This is a genomic window from Nocardiopsis coralliicola, assembly GCF_054779695.1.
In genome coordinates, this window is sequence record NZ_BAAGXT010000014.1 from 16,640 (window position 1) to 31,718 (window position 15,079).

At 75.7% G+C, this 15,079-nt stretch carries 14 protein-coding genes; 6 read left to right on the forward strand and 8 right to left on the reverse strand.

What is annotated here, in order from left to right:
- Positions 1 to 53 precede the first annotated feature (53 nt).
- Together ACYVGT_RS12565 and ACYVGT_RS12570 are read left to right on the forward strand one after the other, a co-directional pair.
- Positions 54 to 1,085 carry an NUDIX hydrolase gene (locus ACYVGT_RS12565; protein ID WP_460857444.1) on the forward strand — a complete coding sequence of 344 codons (1,032 nt, stop codon included), beginning with the start codon at positions 54 to 56 and terminating at the stop codon, positions 1,083 to 1,085.
- A gap of 60 nt (positions 1,086 to 1,145) precedes the next feature.
- The gene (locus ACYVGT_RS12570) at positions 1,146 to 1,598 is read left to right on the forward strand and encodes an SRPBCC family protein (RefSeq protein WP_460857446.1); all 453 of its coding nucleotides are present in this window, start codon (positions 1,146 to 1,148) and stop codon (positions 1,596 to 1,598) included.
- Between the two features lie 80 nt (positions 1,599 to 1,678).
- Here ACYVGT_RS12570 and ACYVGT_RS12575 read toward each other — a convergent pair whose 3' ends face one another.
- From ACYVGT_RS12575 to ACYVGT_RS12590, 4 genes are all read right to left on the reverse strand, one after another.
- Positions 1,679 to 2,689 carry an ABC transporter ATP-binding protein gene (locus ACYVGT_RS12575; RefSeq protein ID WP_460857651.1) on the reverse strand — a complete coding sequence of 337 codons (1,011 nt, stop codon included), beginning with the start codon at positions 2,687 to 2,689 and terminating at the stop codon, positions 1,679 to 1,681.
- Between the two features lie 173 nt (positions 2,690 to 2,862).
- Positions 2,863 to 3,732, reverse strand: a complete 870-nt coding sequence (locus tag ACYVGT_RS12580; protein ID WP_460857449.1) for an ABC transporter permease — start codon at positions 3,730 to 3,732, stop codon at positions 2,863 to 2,865.
- Complete coding sequence (modA, locus tag ACYVGT_RS12585; RefSeq protein WP_460857451.1) at positions 3,729 to 4,568, reverse strand: molybdate ABC transporter substrate-binding protein; 840 nt, start codon at positions 4,566 to 4,568, stop codon at positions 3,729 to 3,731. The genes ACYVGT_RS12580 and modA overlap by 4 nt, the downstream gene beginning before the upstream one ends.
- A complete protein-coding gene (locus tag ACYVGT_RS12590) occupies positions 4,561 to 4,968 on the reverse strand; it encodes a TOBE domain-containing protein (protein ID WP_460857453.1) in 408 nt (135 codons plus the stop codon). The genes modA and ACYVGT_RS12590 overlap by 8 nt, the downstream gene beginning before the upstream one ends.
- Before the next feature lie 364 nt (positions 4,969 to 5,332).
- Here ACYVGT_RS12590 and ACYVGT_RS12595 point away from each other — a divergent pair, with 364 nt between their 5' ends.
- The 4 genes from ACYVGT_RS12595 to ACYVGT_RS12610 all read left to right on the forward strand — a co-directional run bounded on the left by ACYVGT_RS12595 (position 5,333) and on the right by ACYVGT_RS12610 (position 9,307).
- Complete coding sequence (locus ACYVGT_RS12595; RefSeq protein WP_460857455.1) at positions 5,333 to 6,679, forward strand: sensor histidine kinase; 1,347 nt, start codon at positions 5,333 to 5,335, stop codon at positions 6,677 to 6,679.
- 2 nt (positions 6,680 to 6,681) lie between these two features.
- A complete protein-coding gene (locus tag ACYVGT_RS12600; RefSeq protein WP_460857457.1) occupies positions 6,682 to 7,341 on the forward strand; it encodes a response regulator transcription factor in 660 nt (219 codons plus the stop codon).
- Between the two features lie 82 nt (positions 7,342 to 7,423).
- Positions 7,424 to 8,368 carry a DUF4097 family beta strand repeat-containing protein gene (locus tag ACYVGT_RS12605; RefSeq protein ID WP_460857460.1) on the forward strand — a complete coding sequence of 315 codons (945 nt, stop codon included), beginning with the start codon at positions 7,424 to 7,426 and terminating at the stop codon, positions 8,366 to 8,368.
- Positions 8,369 to 8,584: 216 nt separating this feature from the next.
- Positions 8,585 to 9,307, forward strand: a complete 723-nt coding sequence (locus ACYVGT_RS12610; RefSeq protein WP_460857462.1) for a M50 family metallopeptidase — start codon at positions 8,585 to 8,587, stop codon at positions 9,305 to 9,307.
- Between the two features lie 46 nt (positions 9,308 to 9,353).
- Here the strand turns inward: ACYVGT_RS12610 and ACYVGT_RS12615 are convergent, their stop codons facing one another.
- From ACYVGT_RS12615 to ACYVGT_RS12630, 4 genes are all read right to left on the reverse strand, one after another.
- The gene (locus ACYVGT_RS12615) at positions 9,354 to 9,713 is read right to left on the reverse strand and encodes an STAS domain-containing protein (RefSeq protein WP_460857463.1); all 360 of its coding nucleotides are present in this window, start codon (positions 9,711 to 9,713) and stop codon (positions 9,354 to 9,356) included.
- A 531-nt stretch (positions 9,714 to 10,244) separates the two neighbouring features.
- On the reverse strand, positions 10,245 to 12,695 hold the full coding sequence (locus tag ACYVGT_RS12620; protein WP_460857466.1) for a hypothetical protein: 2,451 nt from the start codon (positions 12,693 to 12,695) through the stop codon (positions 10,245 to 10,247).
- Positions 12,696 to 12,879: 184 nt separating this feature from the next.
- On the reverse strand, positions 12,880 to 13,500 hold the full coding sequence (locus ACYVGT_RS12625; protein ID WP_460857468.1) for a TetR/AcrR family transcriptional regulator: 621 nt from the start codon (positions 13,498 to 13,500) through the stop codon (positions 12,880 to 12,882).
- Positions 13,501 to 13,633: 133 nt separating this feature from the next.
- Positions 13,634 to 15,010, reverse strand: a complete 1,377-nt coding sequence (locus ACYVGT_RS12630; protein ID WP_460857470.1) for an AMP-binding protein — start codon at positions 15,008 to 15,010, stop codon at positions 13,634 to 13,636.
- Positions 15,011 to 15,079: the final 69 nt, after the last annotated feature.

A 15,079-nucleotide genomic window follows, 5' to 3' on the forward strand; every position in this document is an offset into this window, starting at 1 on the left:
CCGGACCGCGCAGCAGGCGCGCCGGCCAGGCGCACCGAACCGAGGGAGCGATGGTGGACGAGAACCGACCCCCCAATACCCGGCCCCGCACCGGGCACGGCGCACCCGAGGTGCCCGACTACCCGTTCCACCGGGCGGCCGTCGCCAGCGCCTGGCCGCCGCGGGACACCGCACCGGCCGGCTACATGGAGCCCATCCGCTCGGCCGGGGCCGTCGTGTGGCGGCCCGCGCCCGGAGGCGGCGTGCACATCGCTCTCGTCCACCGGCCCAGCAGGGACGACTGGAGCCTGCCCAAGGGCAAGGTGAAGGGCGGTGAGCACCTGGTCACCGCCGCGGTCCGGGAGACCGAGGAGGAGGCCGGGGTGCGCCCGGTCCTCGGCCGCCGGCTCCCGCCGCAGCGCTACCTCCGCGACGGCTGGCCCAAACTCGTCGACTGGTGGGCGGCGCGCGCCGGTGCCGAGACCGGGTTCATCCCGGGCGACGAGGTCGACGGGGTGGCGTGGCTGAGCCCGGCCGAGGCCCGCGAGCGGCTCACCTACGACCACGACGTGGCGGTCCTCGACACCCTCGTCTCCGGCCCGCTGGACACCGTGCCGCTCGTCCTGCTGCGGCACACGTCGGCGGGCGACAAGCGCGGCTGGACCGGCAGCGACCTGCTCCGGCCGCTCGACGCCCAGGGCCGCGAGGACGCCCAGCGGCTCGCCGGCGTGCTCGCCGCGTTCGCCCCGATGCGGGTCGTCACCTCCGCCGCCGCCCGCTGCACCGAGACCGTGCTGCCCTACGCCGTCGGGAACGCCGCCGAGGTCCGCACGGCCAACGCGCTGACCGCCGGGTTACAGGGAGACCCGTCATCGGTCGACCCGGCCGGCGCGGCCTCCGAGGCCGGCCGCCTGCTCGACGCGGGCCGGCCGGTGCTGGTGTGCACGCACGGGGAGCTCATCCCCACCCTGCTGCGGCACCTGCTCGGCCTGCTCGGCGCCCCGGCCACCCAGCAGCCCAGCCTGCGCAAGGGCGACTTCTGGGTGCTGCACCTCGGCCCCGGCCGCACGCTCGCCGCGATCGAGCGCCACTCCGCCACCGGCTGACCTCCCGGCCCCGGGCCGGGCGCGGGACAGCCGGGACAGCGCTGGTGGCAGAATGCGGCCATGGCAGAGAAGAGAGTCTCCCGCAGCATCGTGGTCGACGCGCCCGCGGAGCGGCTGTTCGCGCTCGTCGCCGACCCTGCGCGCCACGCCGACTTCGACGGCTCGGGGACCGTCCGCGGCAGCGAGAGCGGCTCCGGCCGCCTCGCGATGGGGTCCGAGTTCGGGATGAGCATGCGGCTCGGCGTGCCCTACCGGATGGGCAACCGCGTCGTCGAGTTCGAAGAGGGCCGGCACATCGCCTGGCGCACCGCCGGCCCGCACCGCTGGGGGTGGACGTTCGAACCGGAGGAGGACGGCCGCACCCGCGTCACCGAGACCTTCGACTACTCGCTCGTGCCGTTCCCGATGGCGTGGGCGTTCATCGTGCTCGGCATCCCGGGGCGCAACGCCCGAGCGATCGAGGACTCGCTGCTGCGCTTCCGCTCCCTCGCGGAGGAGGAGCACCGGGGATAGTGCGGGCCTCAGCGCAACGGCTGCCCCGCTGCCGTGCGGGCCCCCGCGCCGTCCCCCGGGCCGCCGCGCCGCGGCGCGCCTCACGCCGGATAGCACTCCACCTCGGACGCCTTCACCGCCGCCCACAGCCGGTCGCCCGGCCGGGGGCCGAGCTCGGCGAGCGCGGCCGCGGTGATGTCGGCGCTGAGCGGCACCGCGCCGTCCAACCGGACCCGCACCTGGTCGCCGAAGCGCTCCACCCCCGCCACGGTGAGCTCCCAGGCGTTGCGCGGCGTGCCGCCCGGCGCCGCGCGGTACAGCGCCACCGCGCGCGGCGGGAAGGCCGCGAACACCGGACCGGAGCCGCGCTCGGCCGTCTCCAAGCCGGCCCCGCTCTCCAGGTCGACGCGGGTGCCGCTGCGCTCACCGCGGTAGAGGTTGAGCCCGACCAGCCGGGCCACGTACTCGGTGCGCGGCCGCCGCGCCACGTCGGACGGTGCCCCCTGCTGGACGACCCGGCCGCCCTCGAGCACGGTGACCGAGTCGGCGAGCACCATCGCCTCCAGCGGGTCGTGGGTGACCAGCACCGCGGCGCCGTCGAACTCCTCCAGGCGGCGGCGGAGCGCGGCGCGCACGTCCACCCGGGTGTGCGCGTCCAGTGCGGCGAGCGGCTCGTCGAGCAGCAGTAGCCGCGGCCGCACCGCCAGCGCGCGGGCCAGCGCGACCCGCTGCGCCTGCCCACCGGACAGCCGCCCCGGCCGGGACTGCAGGAACCCGCCCAGCCCCATCCCGGCCAGGAGTTCGGCCGCCCGGTCGCGCGCCTCCTGCCGCGGCACCCCGCGGCAGCGCAGGCCGAAGGCGACGTTCTCCACCGCGCTCAGGTGCCCGAACAGCAGGTAGTCCTGGAAGACGACGCCGATCGGCCGCCGCTCCACCGGGTCGCCGGAGATGTCCCGGCCGTCCAGCACGACGCCCCCGCCGGACAGCGGGTGCAGCCCTGCCAGCCCGCGCAGCGCAGTGGACTTGCCCGCACCGTTGGGGCCGAGCAGCGCCACCACTTCGCCCGGACCGGCAGTGACGTGCGCGTCCAGGAGGAATCCGCCGCGCTCCATCCGCAGCCGGGCGTCCAGGACCGGGCCGCCGCCGTCCGCGCGCTGTACCTCCTGCACCGCCGTTCCCCCGCTCCGCTCGTCCGGCCCCATGCCAGCGCGCCGTCCCCCGGCCGCCGCCGCGCCTGAGCCCCCGGGCGGGTCCGGAGGCACCGGCCCGCGCTCCGCGCCGGGGGTCACGGCGTGCCCACCCAGCGGTCCCGCAGCCCTGCCAGGATCGCCAGCGACACCAGCAGCAGGACCAGAGAGAGCACGATCGCCTGCTCCGGGCTGTTCTGCATGGCCAGGTAGACGGCGAGCGGCATCGTCTGCGTCGTCCCCGGGAAGTTGCCGGCGAAGGTGATCGTGGCACCGAACTCGCCGAGTGCCCGCGCCCACGCCAGCACCGCGCCGGCCACCACGCCGGGGGCGACCATCGGCAGCGTGACCCGCCGGAACGCCGTCCACCGGGTCGCGCCGAGCGTCGCCGCGGCCTCCTCGTAGCGCCGGTCCGCGCCGCGCAGTGCGCCCTCCACACTGATCACCAGGAACGGCATCGCCACGAACACCTGCGCCACCACCACCGCGGCAGTGGTGAACGGCAGGGAGAAGCCGGTCCACTCGAACACGTACCGGCCCAGCAGGCCGCTGCGGCCCAGCACCAGCAGCAGCGCAACCCCGCCGACCACCGGCGGGATCACCAGCGGCACCGTGACCAGCGCCCGGACCAGGCGCCGGCCGCGGAACTCGGTGCGCGCGATCAGCCAGGCCAGCGGCACCCCGAAGAGGACCGACACGGCCGTCGCGGCGGTCGCCGTGGTCAGCGACAGCAGCAGCGCCCCGCGCACCTCCGGTGCGGTGAGCAGCGGCACGAGCCGGGTCCACGGTGTGCTCGCCAGCAGCCCCGCGAACGGCAGCACCAGGAATGCCAGCCCGGCCAGGGCCGGGACGAGCAGCGCCCACGGCGTCCGGCCGCGCCGGACGCCGCGGGCTGCCCGGCCGGCCGCCGGGACGGCTCCGGCGCCGCCGGGGCCGGGGGCGCGCTGGTCGGGAGGGGCTCCCGTCATGCCGATCCGGCCGGGAGGAACCCGGCCTCGGCCAGGGCGTCCTGGCCGGTCTCGGAGAGGACCAGCTGCACCCACCGCTCGGCGAGCTCCGCGTCGGCGGCGGAGGCGAGCGGCGCGATCGGATAGTCGTTGGCCGCCTCTTCGGCGCCGTCGATGCCGATGCCCTCGACGTCGCCGCCGGCCGCGTTCACATCGGTGGCGTAGACGAGGGCGGCATCGACCTCGCCGAGCGACGCCTTGGTCAGCGCGGCCTTGACGTCCTCCTCCTCGGTGGCGGCCTGCACCTGCACCCCGGTGGCGCCCATCAGCTCCCGGGCCGCGGCGCCGCACGGCACCTCCTCGGCGCAGACCGCGACCGCCGTGCCGTCCTCGGCGAGGTCGCCGAAGTCCTCGATGCCGGCCGGGTTGTCCGGCGGAACGGCGATCTGCAGGATGTTGCGCGCGAACGTCTCCGGTTCGCCCGCGACCGAGCCGGAGTCCACCGCCTGGTCCATGGTGGCGGTATCGGCCGAGGCGAAGACGTCGGCGGGGGCGCCGTCGGTGATCTGGCGCGCCAGGTCGGAGCTGCCGGCGAAGGAGAACTCGACCCGCGCACCGGTCTCCTCCTCGAAGTCCGCGGCGAGCCCTTCGAACACCCCGGTCAGCGACGCCGCCGCGAACACCGTCAGCGTCGGGCCCGCACCGCCTCCGCCCGCTCCGCCGCCCGGCGAGCAGGAGGCGGATACCAGCAGCAGTGCGGCGGCCCCGGCCGCGGCGGCAGGCCGGGCCCCGCTGCGCGGAGCGGACCGGGGGCGGCGGGCGGGGGAGCCGCCGGCGCGGCGCCGTCGGTCAGTCATGGCGGATGCCTCTCTGCGTGTCGCTCTCCACGATCACATTGGTCGACTTCACGACCGCGGTGACGGCCGAACCGACGTCCAGGCCGAGCTCGTCGGCGGCCTCCCGGCTCATCAGCGAGACCAGCCGGTGCGGACCGGCCTGCATCTCCACTTGGGCCATGACGTCGCCGCGGCGGACATCGGTCACTAGGCCGCGCAGCCGGTTGCGCGCCGAGACGGTGCGGCGCGCGGGGTCGTCGGCGTCGGTGCGCAGGAACGCGGCCAGGTCGGCACCTACCACCCGGCGGTGCCCGTGCTCGTCGCGCTCGGCGGGCAGCCGGCCCGCGTCCACCCACCGGCGCGCCGTATCCGGGCTGACCCCGGCGAGCGCCGCCACTTCGCTGATCCGGAACGTCGGCATGGCGGGCAATCTACCGTCCGCAGATACCAGGAGGGAATAGGTTGATGGCATGCAGATGCGACCCGTTTCCGGGATTTTGCTGGGCGATCGCACCACCCGCCGAGCCGCCGCCCGCGCAGCGGGCCGCCGGGCGGGGTGAGCGGGGCGCACGGGACGCCGCCGGGCCGGTGCGTGCTGGCACTACCCCCAGGTCACGTGTCTTCGCCATGGTGCGGCGGGGGCCGCCGCCGTAGGTTGGAGAACGGTCGCAGGACCAGGGGCCGGCGCCCGGACGCCGCGGCGCGGGGACCGGCGGGACCCGGGTGCGCCGGGGCGGGCCGCGGCCGACCCGTGGGATGGGAACGAGTGGAGGCGGGAGGCCACCATGGCGGACACCGTCGGCCTCCGCGCCGCCGGCGCGGCCCTGACGGCGCGGATCGGCTGGGGCGCGCGCGTCACCGCGCTGCTCGACCTGCTCACCTCGGTCGCCCTGGCCATCGTGTTCTGCATGCCCGCGGTGATGATCGCGGTCGCCGTGATTGCGCTGGTGCTGCCGCTGTTCGGCCCCTGGATCGGCCTGCAGGACACCGCCAAGGGCCTGCTGCCCGGACAGGTCGCCCTCGCCCTGGGCCTGCTGCTCGGGTCGACGCTGCTGGCCCGGCTCTGCTGCCGGATCCAGCGCGCCCGGCTCAGCGACACCTTCGGCATGGTCGAGTCCACGCCGCCCGACCCGCTGCGGCCGCGCACCCCGGTCGGCCGCGCCGTCGACCTCGTTATCGGGCCCGGCGCCTGGTCAGCACTGCTCTACTCCACCATCGCCGGCGTGCAGGCTCTCATCGCCGGAGCGCTCGCGCTGTTCCTCCTGGTCAACGCGCTCGGCGCCGCCCTCGGCCTGGTGCTCATGCTCCTCGGCGGCGCCATCGGGCTCTCCGGGACCACTGCGGCGGCGCCCAGCCAGCAGCTCCTCCAGCTCGCGCTCGGGGCGGTCGGCGGCGCAGTGGGCCTGTGGATCGCGCCGTCGCTGGTCACCCTGGAGGTCGCGGTCGCCCGCCGCCTGCTCTTCGACGCCCCCGAGGTCCGGGCCCGGCGCCGCCTCGCGCACCTGCAGGACAGCCGGTCCCGGATGGTGGACGCCGCCGAGGCCGAGCGCCGCCGCATCGAACGCGACCTGCACGACGGCGCACAGCAGAGCCTGCTCGCCGTCACTCTGACCCTCACCCGGGCCCGCGCCACCTTCGACCGCGATCCGGACCAGGCGCGCACCCTCGTCGAGCAGGCCCAGCGCGAAGCCCGGTCGGTGATGGACGAGCTGCGCGACGTCGCCCGCGGCCTGCACCCGAAGGTGCTGACCGACCACGGGCTGCCCGCCGCCCTGCCGGTCGCGGCCGGCCGGTCGCCGCTGCCGGTCCGCGTCGACGCGGACCTGCCCGAACGCCCCTCGCCGCGGGCCGAGGGCGTCGCCTACTACGTCGCCAGCGAGGCGCTCACCAACATCGCCAAGCACGCAGCGGCCGGCCGCGCCCGGATCTCGGCGCACCGGCTGCGCACCGGCGCCGGCGACGTGCTCCGGCTCGAAGTGGCCGACGACGGTGGCGGCGGCGCCGACCCCGACCGCGGCACCGGGCTGCACGGCCTCACCGACCGCGTCGAGGCCGTGGACGGAACCCTGCGCGTGCACAGTCCTGAGGGCGAAGGGACCGTCCTCACCGCTGACATCCCCTGGGAGGCATAGCGATGCGGATCATCATCGCCGAGGACTCGGTGCTGCTGCGCAGCGGCATGGTGAAGCTGCTGGAAGAGGAGGGCATCGAGATCGCCGCCGCGGTGGGCGACGCCGAGGCCCTGCTGGCGGAAGTGGAGCGCGACCCCGGCGTCGACCTGTGCCTGGTCGACATCCGGATGCCGCCGGGCTACTCCGAGGAGGGCATGGACGCCGCTATCCGGATCCGCCGCGCCCACCCCGGTATCGCGGTGCTGCTGCTCTCCCAGCACGTGGTGAGCCGCTACGCCGCCGAACTCCTCGGCGGCGGCTCGGACAGGGTCGGCTACCTGCTCAAGGACCGGGTCGCCGACATCGACGAGTTCCTGGTCGCGCTCCGCCGGGTCGCCGGCGGCGGCGCGGCCATCGACCCCGAGGTCGTCGCCCAGCTGCTCAGCCGCAGCGGCGGCAGCGCCGTCGACCGGCTCAGCCCGCGGGAGTCCGAGGTGCTCGCGGCGATGGCGGAGGGCCTCAACAACGCGGGCATCGCCGCGCGCCTGGTGATCACCGAGCGCGCAGTGGAGAAGCACATCCGGTCGATCTTCACCAAGCTCGACCTCGGCCACGACGACTACGACCACCGCCGGGTCCGCGCGGTCCTGGAATACCTGCGCGGAACGGAGGCACCGGCATGACGCTGCAGCAGCGGGTGCGGCACCAGGAGCGGGCCCAAGCGCCCCGGCGAGCGGCCACGGCGCCGCGGAAGGAGGCAGGAGCATGACGTTCACCGCCCGGGGGCTCTACGCCCGATCGAGCAAGGAGCCGCCGCGGCGGCGGATCCGCTGGCTGTGGCTGGGCGCGTTCGTCGGGGCCGTCGCGGTGCTGATCGCCGTGGTCGGCGTGGCCGACGGGGTCCGCGCCGACCTGGACGACCGGCGGGAGTCGTTCGCCGGCGTCGAGCGCGTGGAGGTGCGCAACGAGACCGGCGGCGACATCCGGGTGGTAGCCGCCCCGGAGGGCGCCGACGAGGTCTCGGTGGTGGCGGAGCGGAGCCGCTCCCTCGCCGCCGATGTGGACGACGCGCTGACCCAGAGCGGCAGCGCGCTGCTCGCCGAGGCGGCCTGCACCGGAATCCTGGACGGCTGCGCGGTGGACTACGCGGTCCAGGTGCCGGCCGGCACCGAGGTCGACGTCGAGGCGCGGAGCGGGGAGGTGGCCGTCGAAGGCGCCGCCGGGGTGCGGGCCCACTCCACCTCCGGAGAGGTGGAGGCGCGCGGCCTCACCGGTGCCGCCGAGCTGTCCACCGTCTCCGGCGGGATCGAGGTGGAGGGGGCCGCGGGCGGCCGGCTCGCACTGAACACCGTCTCCGGCGAGATCGAGGCCACCGGCCTCGACCTCGACGAGATCGAGGCCACCAGCACCTCCGGCGAGGTCAGCGTCGAGGGCGGCTTCGACCAGGCGGTCGTCGAGTCCACCTCGGGGGCGGTCGAGGTGGCGGCCGCACGGCCGTTCGGCCAGCTGTCCGCACACAGCACCTCCGGTTCGCTGGAGCTGCGTGTCCCCGGCGGCGCCTACACGGTCAGCGCGGGGAGCACCAGCGGCTCGGTCGAGTCCGACGTCCCCGACACCCCCGGTGCCGACGCCCGGATCACCGCCGAGAGCGTCAGCGGCTCGGTGGAGATCCGCTCCGGCAGCACCGGCACCGACACCGACGACGACTGACCGGCTCGGCGGCCGCCGGGAGGGCCCCGCCCGGCGGCGCCGGCCCGTCGGTCCAATGCGCGCAGGGCCCTGCGGGCGCCCCCTCCCGGTGGCCTTCCGGAAGCCCACCGGGAGGGGGCGGCGGGCCGGAAGCGGTGCGGCCGGCCGGTGCGGCCGGGGCGCGCGATGGCCTACGCTTCCTGGGGCACGGAGCATCGCAGCGACGGGAAGCGGGCTATGGAGGGCAATTCCTTCGAGCAGGTGGTGGACCAGGTCTTCTCGACCCAGAGTGCGCCGCCGCTGTGGCTGGTCATCGCCACCGCCGTCGCGGCCCTCGCGGTGGTCGGGGCCGGCGGCGCCTGGCGGATCGCGCGCAACATCGTCACCATCGCGCACGAGGGAGGGCACGCGGTCGTCGCGCTGCTGAGCGGGCGCCAGCTCACCGGCATCCGGCTGCACTCCGACACCTCCGGCGTCACCGTGTCCCGCGGGCGGCCGGACGGCATCGGCATGGTGCTCACCGTCTTCGCCGGCTACATCGCGCCGGCCTTCGTCGGGCTCTTCGGCGTCTTCCTGCTGCTCAACAGCCGCATCACCGCGTCGCTGTGGATCTCGATCGTGCTGCTCGCCGCGATGCTGCTGCTGATCCGCAACGTCTACGGCGTGATCTCGGTGGTGGCCACCGGCGCGCTGATGTTCGGCGTGTCCTGGTTCACCCCGGAAGAGGTGCAGGCCGGCTTCGCCTACTTCCTCACCTGGTTCATGCTGTTCGCCAGCGTGCGGCCGGTCTTCGAGCTCCAGTCGCAGCGCCGCCGCCAGCCCTCCTCGCACTCCGACGCCGACCAGCTGCACCGCCTCACCGGCGTCTCCGGCACGGTGTGGGTGATGGTGTTCGGCGCCATCAACCTGGGCGTGCTCGCACTGGGCGTGTGGCTGCTGTGGACGTCGGCGGGCCTGTAGCGCGGGAGGCGGGAAGCGCGGCCCGCGGGCGGCGCCGCGGCGGGCGTCAGCTCCGGGGGTCGACCGGGGCGGCGAGGGCCGCCGCCACGCCCGGCAGCACCGGGATGCGGGTGTCGATCGCGGTGACCCGGAGCAGCTGGGCGACGCGGTCGTTCGGCGCCGCGATGAGCACCGCGGTGTAATGCTCCTTGGCGAGCTTGTGCGCCTGGATCAGCACCCGCAGGCCACTGGAGTCGATGAAGGACAGCTGGGTGCAGTCCAGGACGACGCGGCCGTGCGGACGCGTCTCGACGGCCTCCCGGACCTCCCGGTGGAAGCGCTGCTCGGTGGCCATGTCGATCTCACCGGAGAGCGCGAGGACGCAGCCGTCGTCGTGCTCACGGGTGATGATCTTCAGGGTGGGCATCTCGCCTCCGAGACCGCCGGAAGGGCGCGCCGATGCCGGGCGCGCCGGCGCACGGTCGTCGCGGGACTGCTGTCTCATGGTCTGGCTTACCCCCTGTGCGGGCGCGCTGCGCCGCGGCACGTGCATGCTTGTCGCCGTACGGAGTGGCCCGACGCCGGGGCGGGCGGACGTCGGCGGTGCGTGGCGGGGCGCGTCACGCACCGCCGGCTCGGATGCGCCCGCCGTGGCGGACCGCTGCCCGCGTGCGCCGCGGGCGATGCGGCCCGGTGCTGCACGGCAGTGCTGCACTGCGGTCAGCGGGCGGTACTGCTGTGGCCGTGAGTTCGGGTGCTCGCGGTCCCCGGTTCGGTGCAGAACCCCTGCCGCGCAGTGCGTTCCGCAGTGTTAAGGAGCTTAAAACAAGCGTCCGGCATGGACCATACCACACGGCTGTGGCCGTATCGAGACATGAACGGAATGCGTTGGGGACTCGGAAGCCGGCGCCGCGGAACGGCCCGCCGGGCTCCGCCCCGCGGGGCGCGGAGGCGGGGCTCAGGTGGCGGGGCGCGCCCCGTCCACCGCGCCGCCGGGAGCCTGGCCGTCCGCCGGTCCGCCGCATGCGCCCGGGCCGCCCGCGCCGCCCGGTCCGCCCGGGGAGCCCGCAGCTCCGGTGCCGCCCGTGCCCGGCCCCCCGCCGGGCACCGTGCGCCCGGGACCGGACCGGGACGCCGGCTCCGCGCCGTCCCGCTGCAGCACCCACAGGGCGGCCGACAGGGTGAGCGGCACGGCCACGGTCAGCGCGATCGCCGGGATGGCGATGCCGGAGTCGTTGGCGGCGAACCCCGCCAGCGCCGTCACCAGCGACCCGGTGACGCCCGCCCGCAGCGTCGGCGCGTACTCGTAGGTGCGCTGCAGCGCACCCATCCGCCAGTCGGTCGGATTGTTGAGCACCGCGAACAGGAACACCAGCGCGCACGCCGCCAGCAGGGTGAGCTGCCAGTTGCCGAGCGTGCCGAGCATCGCGCCGAGCTTGCGGGCGACGACGGCGCCCGCCTCGCCGCGCACTACCTGCTCGGCGAAGAGCCCGAAGTGGCTCTGCTCCGCCTGCGGCCGCAGGTAGTCGAGGTAGCAGACCAGGGCCAGCACGGCGGCGCCCGCGAGGCACACCCCGCCCAGGCGGAGCAGCGTCACCCGCGCCCCGGCGATCATCAGCACGGTTACGGTGAGGCCGGGCACGATCGCGATGAGCCCGCCGAAGTCGGTGCCGAGCCCCGGTGTGCCGATGACGACCGTCGTCGCCAGCCCGATCCCGGCCGCCCAGAGCACCGCGCTGCGCCGCCGCCCGCGGCTGATGAGTGCGTGCGCCAGGCCCGCGACGAACATGAGCATGCCGGTGGCGAAGGCCGCGAAGGCGATGTTGCCCAGCCCGTAGAAGCGGCCCGCCACGATCGGCGTGTAGCCGGTCGGCGAGTTGAGCTGCAGGTGCGCGCCGGTGCACATGTCGGCGAACAGCACCGCGGTGGTGACTCCGGCGACCACCGTCATCGGACCCAGTACGGTGCGCCGCCAGGGCCCGCCCACCGCCAGTGCCACCACCGCGGCCGCGAACAGCAGCACGCACAGCGGCAGCGCCACCTGCGGCATCGGCATCGACCACCACGGCACCAGGTTCGCCAGGTAGCTGGAGACGGGCACCGCGGCCGCGCCGAGCGCGACGGCGCGGGTCACCCCGAGCACCTGCGAGCGCTTGGTGCGGTCGTGCCGGCCGTACCGGTGCACCGCGTAGGCGGCGGCCGCGTAGATGAGGATCTGCAGTGCCACCAGCAGGGTGAAGAAGCCCGCAGTGAGGGAGTCGACGACGGTGGCCGCCGTGTTCACCTCGGACAGGCCGTCCACCGCGCCGGGCAGGTCGCGGGGCCGCTCCTCGGTGGCCCACGCCCTGCCGACCATGGCGCGCGGCGGTTCGGCCCCCATCTCCCGCACCAGCGTCGTGGTGGTGTCGGTGAGCGTGACCAGCCCGTCCCGGCGGGTGGATTCGGAGGTGAGGTAGCCGGCCGCGCTCGCCACCCGGCCGGTGCCCGCTGCGCTCTCCGCCCCCGCGGATGCGCCGGGGCCGCCCGGGGAGGGGCCGTGCAGCAGGGCGGCGTTCAGCCGGGAGGGGCCCGCCTCCACCGAAACGCCCGCCACCACCAGCATCGCGCCGGCCGGCAGCTCGCTGCGGATGTGCTGCACTTGGGCGTCGATGGTGGCCAGCGCCTCCCGGCGGGTGGAGTGCTGGACCGGGTCGGGCTCGGGCTCCTCGGCGCCGTTGGCGGTGGCGTGCTCGTCGTCGCTCCCGGATGCCTCCGGGTCGGTGGGAGGGTCGAGGTAGAGGTCGGCGAGGGCGTCCAGGTCGGCGGCGGTCAGCGCCGCGCCGGCCATCGCCGAGCGGTCGAGCTGCTCCGGTTCGGCGACGTAGCGGTCGACCCGCCCCGCGGAGTCCGCAGCGGCCAGCGCGGCACCCGGGCCGGCGGCCAGTGTGCTGCCGCCGGCCGCGTGCACGGTGTCGCCGAGCAGGCCGATCTGTGCTGCATAGGGCGATGCCGCGTTCACCGCCACGTGGTCCGCGGTGTCCGCGACCACGGCGCCCGCGCCGCCGGCGGGCTCGGGCGGGACCGGCAGCTCGCAGATCGCGTACTGCTGGCGCTCGCTGAACGCGCGCTCGCCCGCGGAGACGCTCAGCCACCCGTCGACCGGGCAGGTCCGCGAGGTCGCGGTCCGGATCGACATGTTGCCGATGGCGCTGTCCGCGGCGAGGTCCCACAGGTGCGGCGTCGTCTGCTGCGACACCTCTTCCCACAGCAGGCCGGGCACACCGACCAGCACGACCTGGCCGCTTCGCCCCGGCGCGTCCGCGGCGGCCGGTCCGGGCGCGGTGCCCAGCAGCACGGCGGCCAGGATGCCCAGCACCCCGGCCGTGCGCAGCCGGCGTGCGCGGCGAGCGCCGCCTGCCGGATCCGCCATCGCGACCTCCACCGCTTGCGCAGAACTGGGGACCTGCAACGGGGGGTGCTGCACACGGTAGCGATATGCGGCCGCTCCGTGGCGCGGCCGACGCGCGGCGGGGCGCAACCGCCTGCATCGGGTGCCGGGGAGAACGGTGCCGCAGCGCACCGCCGGTGCGGCACCGGGACGGGCGCCGACCTGGTCAGGCGGGCGTGCGCAGGCCGGTGAAGGCGACGGCGGTGAGCTGGTCGGCGAGGTCGCCGGGGGAGAGGCCGCGGTCCGGCCGGTACCACTCGACCAGGGAGTTCACCATGCCGAAGATGAGCCGCGCGGCCACGTCGGGGTCGGCGTCGGAGCGGATGGCGCCGTCCCGCGCGCCCTGGCGGACCAGGTCGGCGACGAACCGGTCGAACGCGCGGCGCCGCTCCAGCGCCAGCCGCTCGATCTCGGTATTGCCCCGCACCCGCAGCAGCAGGGTCACGTGCGGCAGCTCCTCGGCGAGGACCCGGATGCTGCCGCGCAGCACGTACTCCAGCCGGTCGACCGCAGGTCCGGCCAGCGCGCCCTCCTCGCGGGTCACCGCGAACAGCGCGTCCAGCGCCCGGTCCAGCGAGCAGCGGAGCAGCTCCGCCTTTCCGGAGAAGTGGTGGTAGATCGCCGACTTCGTCACCCCGAGGGCGCGGGCGAGGTCCTCCATGCTGGTGCCGTCGTAGCCGCGCTCGTTGAACACGAGCACGGCGGTGCGCAGCACGGAGCCGGCGTCGTGGCCGGGGCGGCCGGCGCGGCGCCGCGCCGGCTCGGAGTGGTCGGTCGGACGTGGCATAGTCGCCGAATCTACCGGCGCCCGCACGCCTGCAGCCCGCTGAGCGGCGGGCGCGCCGCACAGGTGGCCGATGCCACAGCGCGCGGGGCGGTCGGGTGTCCGGTCGCGGTGGGGCGTCCCCGGCGGCGCCGGGTCACCTCGGGCGTTCGTCGATGGTGCGCCGGACCTTGCCGACCGAGCGCTCCAGCGCCTCGGGATCGAGCACCTCGACCGCCGCCGCCACGCCGATGTGCTCGCGCAGGGCCGCGGCCAGCTCGGCCCCTGCCGCCGCGCGGTCGCGGGCGCCGGCGCCCGGGCGGCATTCGACGCGCACCGTCATCTCGTCCAGCCGCTCCGGCCGGCGCAGCACGAGCTGGAAGTGCGGCGCGAGCGCGCCGATCCGCAGCACCTGCTCCTCGACCTGGGTGGGGAAGAGGTTCACGCCGCGCAGCACGATCATGTCGTCGCTGCGCCCGGTGATCCGGGCCATCCGGCGGAACGCGGGCCGCGCGGTGCCGGGCAGCAGCCGGGTCAGGTCGCGGGTGCGGTACCGCACCACCGGCATGGCTTCCTTGGCCAGCGTGGTGAGCACGAGCTCGCCTTCGCCGCCGTCCGGTACGGCCGCGCCGTCGACCGGGTCGACCGCCTCCGGCAGGAAGTGGTCCTCGTAGATGTGCGGCCCGTCTTTCGCCTCCACGCATTCGCTCGCCACGCCCGGCCCCATCACCTCGGACAGGCCGTAGATGTCGACGGCGTGCAGGTCGAAGACGTCCTCGATCTCGGCGCGCATGTCCTCGGTCCACGGCTCCGCGCCGCAGACCGCCGTGCGCAGCGACGTGCGGCGCGGGTCCAGGCCCGCGGCGCGGAACGCGTCGGCGATGGTGAGCAGATAGGACGGGGTGACCATGATCGTGTCCGGCTGCAGGTCGTGGATCAGCTGCACCTGCCGGGCCGTCTGCCCGCCCGACACCGGGATCGCGGTGCACCCCAGCCGCTCCGCGCCGTAGTGCGCGCCCAGCCCGCCGGTGAACAGGCCGTAGCCGTAGGCCACGTGCACCTTCTCGCCGGCCCGCCCGCCGGCCGCGCGGATCGCCCGCGCCACCAGGTCCGACCACGCGTCGACGTCGGCCTGCGTGTAGCCGGCGACGGTGGCCTGGCCGGTGGTGCCGGACGAGGCGTGCAGCCGCCGCAGCTGCCCGTGCGGCACGGTGATGGCGCCGTAGGGCGAGGCGTCGCGCAGGTCCTGCTTCGTGGTGAAGGGGAAGCGGGCCAGGTCGTCCAGGCTGCGCAGGTCCTCCGGACCCACGCCGGCCGCCTCGCATTTGCGCCGGTAGAACTCCTGGCCGCGGTAGGCGGCGCCGACCGTGCGGCGCAGCCGGTCCAGCTGGAGTCCGGCCAGCTCTGCCCGGGTGGCCCGCTCCGCCGGGTCGAGCAGCGCGGGGTCGGGGGCCGGGCCGAGCCGCGCAGTGCGTTCCGGCCGGGGCCGCGGGACACCGCCGGCCGTGGTCGCGGGTGGGGGTGCGTCGGGCACGGTGCCGCCCTTCTCCAGTGGCCGGACCGGGCCGGGCCGCTGATCGCCGAACGATCGGTCAGGTGCAGG

Excerpts from the sequence above, each read along its gene's own strand:
- ACYVGT_RS12575 (WP_460857651.1), bottom strand. The coding sequence starts at position 2,689 with ATGGAGCGCGGCGGATTCCTCCTGGACGCGCACGTCACTGCCGGTCCG.
- ACYVGT_RS12570 (WP_460857446.1), top strand. The coding sequence starts at position 1,146 with ATGGCAGAGAAGAGAGTCTCCCGCAGCATCGTGGTCGACGCGCCCGCG.
- ACYVGT_RS12605 (WP_460857460.1), top strand. The coding sequence starts at position 7,424 with ATGACGTTCACCGCCCGGGGGCTCTACGCCCGATCGAGCAAGGAGCCG.
- ACYVGT_RS12615 (WP_460857463.1), bottom strand. The coding sequence starts at position 9,713 with ATGCCCACCCTGAAGATCATCACCCGTGAGCACGACGACGGCTGCGTC.
- ACYVGT_RS12600 (WP_460857457.1), top strand. The coding sequence starts at position 6,682 with ATGCGGATCATCATCGCCGAGGACTCGGTGCTGCTGCGCAGCGGCATG.
- ACYVGT_RS12625 (WP_460857468.1), bottom strand. The coding sequence starts at position 13,500 with ATGCCACGTCCGACCGACCACTCCGAGCCGGCGCGGCGCCGCGCCGGC.
- ACYVGT_RS12580 (WP_460857449.1), bottom strand. The coding sequence starts at position 3,732 with ATGACGGGAGCCCCTCCCGACCAGCGCGCCCCCGGCCCCGGCGGCGCC.
- ACYVGT_RS12590 (WP_460857453.1), bottom strand. The coding sequence starts at position 4,968 with ATGCCGACGTTCCGGATCAGCGAAGTGGCGGCGCTCGCCGGGGTCAGC.
- ACYVGT_RS12595 (WP_460857455.1), top strand. The coding sequence starts at position 5,333 with ATGGCGGACACCGTCGGCCTCCGCGCCGCCGGCGCGGCCCTGACGGCG.
- modA (WP_460857451.1), bottom strand. The coding sequence starts at position 4,568 with ATGACTGACCGACGGCGCCGCGCCGGCGGCTCCCCCGCCCGCCGCCCC.
- ACYVGT_RS12610 (WP_460857462.1), top strand. The coding sequence starts at position 8,585 with ATGGAGGGCAATTCCTTCGAGCAGGTGGTGGACCAGGTCTTCTCGACC.
- ACYVGT_RS12620 (WP_460857466.1), bottom strand. The coding sequence starts at position 12,695 with ATGGCGGATCCGGCAGGCGGCGCTCGCCGCGCACGCCGGCTGCGCACG.